Source organism: Rhizobacter sp. P2_H2 (genome assembly GCF_056403375.1).
This window is the reverse complement of record NZ_JBFUFP010000455.1, coordinates 1-4,192: the sequence shown is the minus strand read 5'-3', so window position 1 is coordinate 4,192 and position 4,192 is coordinate 1. Positions and strand designations below refer to the sequence as shown.

At 70.9% G+C, this 4,192-nt stretch carries 4 protein-coding genes; 2 read left to right on the top strand and 2 right to left on the bottom strand.

Features of this window, described 5'->3' with window-relative positions:
* Together AC1D15_RS20240 and AC1D15_RS20235 are read right to left on the bottom strand one after the other, a co-directional pair.
* Positions 1–958, bottom strand: a 958-nt coding sequence (locus AC1D15_RS20240) for a secretin N-terminal domain-containing protein (RefSeq protein WP_477827379.1), incomplete at its 3' end; no start/stop codon positions are given.
* A gap of 129 nt (positions 959–1,087) precedes the next feature.
* On the bottom strand, positions 1,088–2,620 hold the full coding sequence (locus AC1D15_RS20235; protein ID WP_477827378.1) for a YifB family Mg chelatase-like AAA ATPase: 1,533 nt from the start codon (positions 2,618–2,620) through the stop codon (positions 1,088–1,090).
* A 290-nt stretch (positions 2,621–2,910) separates the two neighbouring features.
* Between AC1D15_RS20235 and AC1D15_RS20230 the strand changes: the two genes are divergently transcribed.
* Positions 2,911–3,648 (top strand): TorF family putative porin, encoded by a 738-nt coding sequence (locus AC1D15_RS20230; RefSeq protein WP_047509783.1) that lies wholly within the window; start codon positions 2,911–2,913, stop codon positions 3,646–3,648.
* Between the two features lie 49 nt (positions 3,649–3,697).
* Entirely contained in the window at positions 3,698–4,036 is a 339-nt protein-coding gene (locus AC1D15_RS20225) for a P-II family nitrogen regulator (RefSeq protein WP_477827377.1), read from the top strand.
* Positions 4,037–4,192: the final 156 nt, after the last annotated feature.

Here is a 4,192-nt window from a genome sequence, read left to right as displayed (position 1 = left end):
CGCCCGGGCTGGTGCCGCCGCCGGTGGCCGACACCCGGCCGGCGTCGTTCGCCGCGGCGGCGCGCAGCACGGTGGCCAGCCGCGTCGCCTCGGCATTCTTCAGGTAGATGACATGGATGTTGCCGCCGGCAACGCCGCCGCCGCCGGCCCGGTCGAGTTGCGCGACGAGCGCGCGGATCGCGGCCAGGCGGGCGGGGTTCGGGGCGCGCACCAGCAGCGCGTTCAGGCGCGGGTCGGCGACGATGGAGGTCGCCGCCGCGCTGGCGCCCGCTGCCGGCGCAGCCGCCGCCAGGCCCGCGCTGTCCGTCATGCGCAGCACCGTCGCGGCCAGGTCGGAGGCGATCGCGTTGTGCACCGGGATGACCTCCACGTCGGTGGCGCTCGGCGTGTCGAGCGCGGCGATCAGGGTCTGCAGCCGCTCCAGGTTCTCGGCATAGTCGGTGATCACCAGCGTGTTGTTGCCGGCATTGGCCGTGATGGTGTTGTTCGGCGCGATCAGCGGGCGCAGCACCGGCACCAGGTTGCTGGCGTTCTCGTGCACCAGCGGGATCACCTGCGTGACCACCTGGTCGCCGCGCGCACGCGCCGGCCCTGCGCCGGCCACGCCGGTCTGCAGCTTGGCCTCGGCCTCGGGCACCACCTTCAGCAGGCCGCGCGACTCGACCACCGCGGACCCGAGCCCGCGCAGCGCGGCCACGAAGATCTGGTACGCCTGCGCGGGCGTCACGCCCTGCTCGGTGTAGAGCGACAGCTTTCCCTTGACGCGCGGGTCGACGAAGATCGGACGGCCCAGGATGGCGGCCATCGCGCGCGCCGCGGACTCCACGTCGGTGTCGGGGAAGTTCAGCGTCGCGCTCGGCTCGGCGCGTGCCGCACGGGCCGGTGCCACGCCGATCGAGAGCGCGCACGCGGCGCCGAGCGCGAACACGGCGCACTTCAGGGGGTTCGGCGGGGTCATGGGGCCTCGGGCGACGGATGCGGGCCGCGATGCTAAGACGGCCCCCCGCGTGCTGCGTCTCGGCGCTGTCGCGTCACGGTAAAGAAGCTTGTCCTTCGCCGTCGGCGCCGTCACGCTTCAGGCGCGCCGTCACCCGGGCGACAACGCGCGCCGGTACTGGATGGCCTCGGCGAGGTCGGCGTTCTCGATGGCCTCGCGGCCTGCCGAGTCGGCGATGCTGCGCGCCACCCGCAGCACGCGGTGAAAGCTGCGCGCCGACCAGCCGAGCCGGGTCGACACCGCGCGCAGGAAGGCCGCGCCGGCCGTGTCGAGCGCGCAATGCAGGTCGAGCGCATCGCCGGCCAGCTGCGCGTTGCGGCAGCCCTGGCGTGCCAGCGCACGCTGCTGCGCGGCCTGGACGCGCCCGCAGATCTGCCTGCTCGGCTCACCATCGGGCGCGGTGGCCAGGGCGTCGGCGGGCAATGCAGGCACCTCGACCTGCAGGTCGATGCGGTCGAGCAGCGGGCCGCTGATGCGGGCCTGGTAGCGCAGCACCAGGTCGGGCGAGCAGCGGCACGCGCGCTGCGGGTTGCCCAGGTGGCCGCAGGGGCACGGGTTCATCGCCGCGATCAGCTGGAACTGGGCCGGGAAGTCGGCCTGCCGCGCCGCGCGCGAGATCGTGATGCGGCCGGTCTCCATCGGCTCGCGCAGCGCCTCGAGCGCGGCGCGCGGGAACTCGGGCAGCTCGTCGAGGAACAGCACGCCGTGGTGCGCGAGCGAGATCTCGCCCGGCCGCGGCGGCGACCCGCCGCCCACCAGCGCCACCGCCGACGCACCGTGGTGCGGGCTGCGCAGCACCCGCTGCCGCCAGCGCTCGGCGCGGAAGCTGCCGCTGATGCTGAGCACCGCGGCCGACTCGAGCGCCTCCTGTGCCGTCAGCGGCGGCAGCAGCCCGGCGAAGCGCTGCGCCAGCATCGACTTGCCGGTGCCCGGCGGGCCGACCATCAGCAGGCTGTGGCCGCCGATCGCGGCGATCTCGAGCGCACGCTTCGCGCCGCTCTGGCCCTTCACGTCGCGCAGGTCGGGCAGCGCCGCCGGCGTGCCGGGGCGCGGTGGCAGTGCGCGCGGCAGCGGCTCGCGCGGCGTGGGGTCGTCGGGGTCGTCCGGGCGCAGCGCCTGCACCAGCTCGAGCAGGTGCTTCGCGCCGTGGATCTCGATGCCGGCCACCAGCGCGGCCTCTTCGGCATTCGCGGCCGGCAGCACCAGCGCGCGTGCCGGTGTGCTCTGCGTCTGCAGCGCGAGCGCCATTGCCAGCGCGCCGCGCACCGGCCGCAGGTCACCGGCCAGCGACAACTCGCCGGCGAACTCGAAGCGCGCGAGGCGTTGCAGGTCCAGCCCGCCCTGCGCCGCGACGATGCCCAGCGCGATCGGCAGGTCGAAGCGGCCCGACTCCTTCGGCAGGTCGGCCGGCGCCAGGTTCACGGTGATGCGCTTGTTGTGCGGGAAGGCCAGGCCGCTGTTCTGCAGCGCGGCGCGCACCCGCTCGCGCGCCTCTTTCACCTCGGTGTCGGCCAGCCCGACCAGCGTGAAGTTCGGCAGGCCGTTGGCCAGGTGCACCTCGACGGTGACCTCGGGTGCCGCCAGGCCATCGAGGGCCCGGCTGTGGACGACGGCCAATGTCATGCGCTTTCCCCGCTTCGCAGATGAGAGGGGCGCGATTCTGCCCAGGGAGGGGATCCTCCGACACGGGGCATCTGTACCGGTCGCCGGCCCGGCCACTGAATTGCACCAGAAGCGGGCAATCGGGTGCATGCTGTGTCAATCGGCACCGCGGAGGTGCGTTTTCCGCAGCGCAGCCTCGTGAAAGCTGCCGAATGAGCCCCGATGGGGCGCGCACGCCCCAAAAAGTCCATGGCACAAAAGCTGCACAGAGGCCCCGGCCCCCTCAGTTTCAAACGCCTGGAGAAATCTGCATGAAGAAGATCGTGATCCTTTCGGCCCTGGCATCGCTGTTCGCCGTGTCGGTCCATGCCGAAGACGCCGCGCCGGCCGTGGCCACCAACTTCAGCCTGACCACGAACTACAAGTACCGTGGCCAGGACCAGGGCAACAACAAGCCGGCCGTGCAGGGCGGCTTCGACTACGCGAACAGCGGCTTCTACGTCGGCAACTGGAACTCGAGCATCGGGTTCACCAATTCCGGCATCGAGATGGACTTCTACGGCGGCTACAAGGGCGAGATCGCGAAGGACATCGGCTTCGATGTCGGCGTGCTGCAGTACTACTACTCGCAGAAGGACAAGGTCGTCGACTTCAACACCACCGAGCTCTATGGCGCACTGAGCTACGGCCCGGTGTCGCTGAAGTACTCGACCACGGTGTCGAAGGACTACTTCGGCCTCGGCGAATCGGCCGGCCTGCTGCTGGGCCAGCCGGCACCCAAGGGCCGCAACACCGGCTACCTCGACCTGTCGGGCAACTTCGAGGTCGCCAAGGGCGTGACGCTGAACGCCCACATGGGCTTCACGCGCCTGTCGAGTGAACTGAAGGACGTCGGCTACGAGAACTACGCCGACTACAAGTTCGGCGCGACGATGGACCTCGGATCGGGCTTCTCGGCGGGCGCGGCGATCGTCGGCGCGACCAAGAAGGACTTCTATGGCGACATCAACAAGGCGCGCGCCATCCTGACGATCACCAAGTCGATGTGAGCCCGCGCCTGCGCGAGCCCCACCCATTCATTGCCAACAGGAGCATTCCATGAAGATGGTGACTGCCATCGTCAAGCCCTTCAAGCTCGACGAAGTGCGTGAAGCCTTGAGCGCCATCGGCGTCCAGGGCATCAYGGTGACCGAGGTCAAGGGCTTCGGCCGCCAGAAGGGCCACACCGAGCTGTACCGCGGCGCGGAGTACGTGGTCGACTTCCTGCCGAAGGTCAAGATCGAGGCCGCCGTCGACGACGGCCTGATCGACCGCGTGATCGAAGCCATCGAAGGCGCGGCCCGCACCGGCAAGATCGGCGACGGCAAGATTTTCGTGTCGCCCCTCGAGCAGGTGGTGCGCATCCGCACCGGCGAGACCGGCAAGGACGCCCTCTGAGCACACTACAACAGAGACAACCATGAAGAAACTCATTGCCACACTCGCCCTGGGCTTCGCTGCCTGGGGCTTCGCCGGCGTCTCGCTGGCGCAGGACGCGGCCTCCGCGCCCGCCGCCACGGCTTCGGCCGCGGCGCCCGCGGCCGCGGTTGACGC